This is a genomic window from uncultured Bradyrhizobium sp. (genome assembly GCF_964252615.1).
Classification (GTDB): Bacteria; Pseudomonadota; Alphaproteobacteria; order Rhizobiales; family Xanthobacteraceae; genus Bradyrhizobium.
In genome coordinates, this window is sequence record NZ_CAXUNQ010000096.1 from 1 (window position 1) to 4,827 (window position 4,827).

6 protein-coding genes are annotated in these 4,827 nt (G+C 62.5%); 2 read left to right on the plus strand and 4 right to left on the minus strand.

Going from position 1 to position 4,827, the window contains the following annotated elements; translation table 11 throughout:
- The coding region (locus tag ACFE72_RS24005) for a hypothetical protein (protein WP_375415629.1) at window positions 1–200 on the plus strand (200 nt) is incomplete at its 5' end.
- Window positions 201–506: 306 nt separating this feature from the next.
- Here ACFE72_RS24005 and ACFE72_RS24010 read toward each other — a convergent pair.
- From ACFE72_RS24010 to ACFE72_RS24025, 4 genes are all read right to left on the minus strand, one after another.
- Window positions 507–935 carry an HIT family protein gene (locus ACFE72_RS24010; protein ID WP_375415630.1) on the minus strand — a complete coding sequence of 143 codons (429 nt, stop codon included), beginning with the start codon at window positions 933–935 and terminating at the stop codon, window positions 507–509.
- 51 nt (window positions 936–986) lie between these two features.
- Window positions 987–2,237, minus strand: a complete 1,251-nt coding sequence (locus ACFE72_RS24015; RefSeq protein WP_375415631.1) for a GNAT family N-acetyltransferase — start codon at window positions 2,235–2,237, stop codon at window positions 987–989.
- 93 nt (window positions 2,238–2,330) lie between these two features.
- Window positions 2,331–3,083 (minus strand): glycerophosphodiester phosphodiesterase family protein, encoded by a 753-nt coding sequence (locus ACFE72_RS24020; protein WP_375415632.1) that lies wholly within the window; start codon window positions 3,081–3,083, stop codon window positions 2,331–2,333.
- A 12-nt stretch (window positions 3,084–3,095) separates the two neighbouring features.
- Complete coding sequence (locus ACFE72_RS24025) at window positions 3,096–3,563, minus strand: RidA family protein (RefSeq protein WP_375415633.1); 468 nt, start codon at window positions 3,561–3,563, stop codon at window positions 3,096–3,098.
- 216 nt (window positions 3,564–3,779) lie between these two features.
- On the opposite strand from ACFE72_RS24025, the gene ACFE72_RS24030 reads away from it, so the two are divergent.
- On the plus strand, window positions 3,780–4,649 hold the full coding sequence (locus ACFE72_RS24030) for a cell envelope integrity EipB family protein (protein ID WP_375415634.1): 870 nt from the start codon (window positions 3,780–3,782) through the stop codon (window positions 4,647–4,649).
- The last annotated feature ends 178 nt before the right edge of the window (window positions 4,650–4,827 follow it).

Consider the following 4,827-nt stretch of genomic DNA (forward strand, 5'->3'; position numbering starts at 1 on the left):
ACACGGTCAGCATAAGCCGGGTTATGAGCGTGGGGATAGGTATACATTCACAAGTGCGTGAACGCCGGTTTGAGCTTCGCAAGGCGGATCAGCGGCCCCGGCCGCGACCGCTCAACCGGGTGAAGGTGAAAGGCGTAATCCGCCGCTCCGCTGGCACCGGCAGCCATGAAAAACAAATCTCGCGTCATGCGCGGGCTTGACCCGCGCATCCATCCATCTTCGCAAGAGTCGTTTCGAAGCGGATGGATTGCCGGGTCAAGCACGGCAATGACGGCGAGATGTGTGCGTATGGTAGGTCAAGCCCCGGCAATGACGATGAGATATGTGCATCCAGTAGGGTTCAAGCTCGGCAATGACGGCCGAGGTGTGTGCATAGGGCAGGGCTTGTCCGGCCAACCACGTCTTCTTGCCGAGAGGCCGTCAGACGTGGATGTCCGGAACAAGGCCGGGCATGCCTGGGAACTATCTGGATCGCTTCCGCTTCGCTCGCAATGCCCGAGTTATCATCACGCGCCCTTCAGCGCTGCGATCAGCCTGGTGGCGTTGTCTTCCAGCACTTTCGCATCTTCCTTGCGGCTGGCCGGCGGCAGCAGCGCGATGCCGTCGTGGCGCGGCATCACGTGCATGTGCAGGTGAAATACCACCTGGCCTCCGGCGGGTTCGCTGAATTGCTGCAGGGTGATGCCGTCGGCCTTGAACGCCTGTAGCGCGGCCCGGGCGACGGTGCGGGACGCGCGCGCGACGTGGGCGAAGTCCTCGGGTTCAATGTCAAGGATGTTACGGGCCGGTGCTTTCGGAATGACCAGGGTGTGGCCGGGGGTCCGCGGCATGATGTCGAGGAAAGCGAGGGCGTGATCGTCCTCATAGACCTTGTAGCAGGGAAACTCGCCGCGCAGGATTTTCGCAAAGATATTATTGGGGTCGTAGGCGGTCATGGCTGCTCCCGAATGCTGCCCGGTGGTTCTCGGTCCCAAAACACGCCGGGGTCAAGACGGCTCATCGGCATCTTTACGGAACGGCCCGGCGCTGGTGAGCTCGCGAACCGCTTCCGCCACATATTGCCGCTCGCGCCTGAGATAGTCGTGCACCGCCCGCCGCAAATCGGGATCGACGATATAATGCGCGGAGTAGGTAGTCTGCGGGAGATAGCCGCGCGCGATCTTGTGCTCGCCCTGAGCGCCGGCCTCGACCCGCTTCAGGCCACGCCCGATTGCAAAGTCGATCGCCTGATAATAGCAGACTTCGAAATGCAGGAACGGGTGATGTTCGATTGCGCCCCAGTTGCGTCCGAACAAGGCGTCGGAGCCGATGAAATTGATCGCACCGGCAATCCAGCGCCCGCCGCGTTGGGCCATCACGAGCAGAATATCCTTGGCCATGGTCTGGCCGATCAGCGAAAAGAAGGCGCGGGTGAGGTAGGGCCGGCCCCATTTCCGCGAACCGGTTTCCATGTAGAAGGCGAAAAACGAGTCCCAGGCGTCCTCGGTGATCTCGCTGCCGCTAAGGGCGTGAATCGTGATGCCGTTCACAACGGCTTCGCGGCGCTCGCGGCGGATCGCCTTGCGATGGCGTGAATTGAGGGTGGCGAGGAAATCCTCGAATCCTTCATAGCCCTGGTTATGCCAGTGGAACTGCTGGTCGGTCCGCTGCAGGAACCCGTTCTTGGCGAGAAATTTCCATTCCTGACGGCGCGCGAATGTGACGTGAACCGAGGAGGCTTCGGCCGCCTCGCACAGCGCCGCCAGTCCGGCGGCAAGTGCTCCGCCGATCAGTTCGGCATCAACGCCGTTGCGAATCAGCAGCCGTGGTCCGGTCGCCGGGGTGAACGGAACCGAGGCCTGAAGCTTTGGGTAATAACTGCCGCCGGCGCGCTCATAGGCGCTGGCCCAGCCGCGGTCGAACACATATTCACCCTGCGAGTGCGATTTCAAATAGCATGGCACAATGCCCGCGATGCCGCCGTCGAGCCGGGCGATCAGATGACGTGGCGCCCAACCGGTCCGGGAGCAGGCCGAGCCGGACGCCTCTAGTGCAGAAAAAAATGCATGCGAAACGAATGGGTTGTAGGATTCTTCTGATTCATTGCGCGAATGATTTGTGAGATCGGATGAAGCGGGCGTATCGAGTTCGTTGAGGGCGCTTGAACCGGGAGGCGGGTTGGCGCAGGCGTCCCAGGCGTCAGCCGGAACCTGGCTGACCGACGAAACCGCTTCAAGGGAAATTTCAGAAGATGCCATCGATCACTTGAATCGCCACGCGAGCAGCCATCGCTTGCGGTGACCATTTTTAAAGATTGTGCATTGTCTCAATACTTCAAGTGCCCGGCCATGTCAGGTTTGCGGGCAAAACCCCTCGAAAATCATCTGGTCGGCATGGCGTGCGGCGATGGCGCGCTGCTGCGGCGTGCGCACGGTCCAGGTCAGCAGCGGGCAACCGAAGACGTTGCGTGCAATCCAGGGTGCTGCGGCCGGCAGTTCATCCACCCAATAGGCGACAAAATGCGGCCGGGTGCGGACAGCATGACGCAGATGCAACATTCCGCGGCGCTGGGCGCGCGTGGCCTCTGGCCAGTCGGCGTCGGTATATTCCCGCTCGGCGACGATGCCCCGAGGCCGACCCGGCATCAACTCGCGCAGCGCCATCACCTGGTCAGGGTCGAACGACATCCCGGCTGCGGGCCCATCATAGGACGCCAGCACGTCCGCCATCCGCCTCACCAGGCTGCGGTCGCCGTCAAAATGGCTCTTCACCTCGATCACCAGCGGTACGCGGCCGGCCACCAGCGCGCAGAGGTCGCCCAGCGTCATCATCTTTTCCGGCGTGCCCTTGAATACCGCCTGCTTCAGTTCGGCCGACGTCTTGCCTGACAGGGCGCCCGAGCCTTCGGTAAGGCGACCGAGCGCGTCGTCATGGTGCACCATCGCCTCGCCATCGGCGCTACGCTGGATGTCGCATTCAATGGCGAAGCCAGCCGCAACCGCGGCAGCAGCCGCGCCCGGCATGTTCTCGATGATCCCGCGCGCGGGGTCGTGCAGGCCGCGGTGAGCCACCGGCCGCGCAGTCAGCCAATCCGGCGCACGCATCAGCCTGCCCGCTTACGAAACTTCAAAAATTCCCTCGACCTCGACTGCGGCATCGCCCGGAAGCGACGCTACTCCCACGGTGGTGCGGGCATGGCGGCCCTTGTCGCCGAATGCTGCGACCATCAGGTCGGAAGCGCCGTTCAGCACCTTGGGGCCGTCGACGAAATCCGGCGCCGAGTTGACGAAGCCGCCGAGCCGGACCACGCGCGACACCTTGTCGAGGTCACCGAGCGCGGCCTTGATCTGGGCCAGCAGGTTGATGGCGCAGCCGCGCGCGGCCGCATTGCCTTGTTCGACGGTGACGCCGGCGCCAAGCTTGCCTTTGGCAATCAGCTTGCCGTCCGGACTGACGCAGACCTGTCCGGACACAAACAGCAGATTGCCGGTGCGCACGAAGCCGACATAGTTCGCCACCGGCGCCGCGGGCTCGTGCAAGGTGACGCCCTGTGCCGCCAGTTTCTGCTCGATCGTTCCTGCCATAGCTCTCCCCAGGGATTCATCCCGCGCCCGAATTCTTGCATGTAACGCATTGGGCTGCCTCTATTTCGCTCATCGCGCCAGGACATGCAAGCGGAGCCGGCTGCTGGCGGAAACGGCGTCATTCGGGCAGCCGATTCATAACGGTTCCCGGTGCGGCCCTGGTTGCGGCGCATCAGTGCGATCATTATTGTACAGATTCTCAGCGCAGGAGACGGCATGGGTCGATCGAACCAGATTTCGCATTTCTGCACCGGGGCAATGACGGTGGCCGCGATCGCTTTCGTTCCAGGTTTCGGCGGCGTCGCCCAAGCCACCGCAGGCGCGCCGTTTCTCCCGCACCAGGCGATGTACGAACTGAGCCTGGTGAAGTCGCGCGGCAGCACCTCGATCGAAGCCGCACGCGGGCGCATTCTGTATAATTTTTCCGGCAGCGCCTGCGAGGGCTATACCTCGGATTTCCGCCAGGTTTCCGAACTCGACAGCGGCGAGGGCAAGACCACGCTCAGCGATCTTCGCTCCACAAGCTGGGAGGACGGCGCGGGCAAAAGCTATCGCTTCAAGATCGCTACCCGCATGAATAACGGCGATCCCAGCGCCATCGACGGCGTCGCGGAGCGCACGGGCGACCGTATCGCCGTCAAGCTGAAACAGCCGGTCGCCAAGACATTCACGCTCGACGGCAGCACGGTGTTTCCGACCGAGCAGATCCAGCGCATCATCGCGGCGGCCAAAGAAGGCAAATCCGTGCTGGAATTGAGCGTCTACGACGGATCCGACAACGGCGAGAAGGTCTACAACACGCTTTCCGTGATTGGCCGGCCAATTCCCGGCGACCGCACGATCGCGACCCCGGACCCGTCGACCGCCAACGATGCCATGAAGGCGTTGACGCGGTGGCCGGTGACCGTGAGCTATTACGACCGCGACGCCAAGGCCAACAGCGGCGAGCAGACGCCGGTCTATGCGATGTCGTTCGAACTCTTTGAGGACGGCGTTTCGCGGGCGCTGGTGCTCGACTACAATGATTTTGTCATCTCCGGAAAGATGGGCAAATTCGACGTCAAGGACGCAAAGCCCTGTAAATAAGGCCGACCGGCGCTTTCTCGTTTCGTCATGGCCGGGCTTGACCCTATCATCTGCACACATCCCGGCCGTCATTGCCTAGCTTGACCCTACTGGATTCACACATCTCATCATACGCGGGGTCAAGCCCGGCCATCCACGTCTGTGCTCCACATCGGAAGGAAGACGTGGATGCCCGGCA

Coding starts and splice junctions, on each gene's coding strand:
- ACFE72_RS24010 (WP_375415630.1), bottom strand. CDS start 935: ATGACCGCCTACGACCCCAATAATATCTTTGCGAAAATCCTGCGCGGC.
- ACFE72_RS24015 (WP_375415631.1), bottom strand. CDS start 2,237: ATGGCATCTTCTGAAATTTCCCTTGAAGCGGTTTCGTCGGTCAGCCAG.
- ACFE72_RS24020 (WP_375415632.1), bottom strand. CDS start 3,083: ATGCGTGCGCCGGATTGGCTGACTGCGCGGCCGGTGGCTCACCGCGGC.
- ACFE72_RS24025 (WP_375415633.1), bottom strand. CDS start 3,563: ATGGCAGGAACGATCGAGCAGAAACTGGCGGCACAGGGCGTCACCTTG.
- ACFE72_RS24030 (WP_375415634.1), top strand. CDS start 3,780: ATGGGTCGATCGAACCAGATTTCGCATTTCTGCACCGGGGCAATGACG.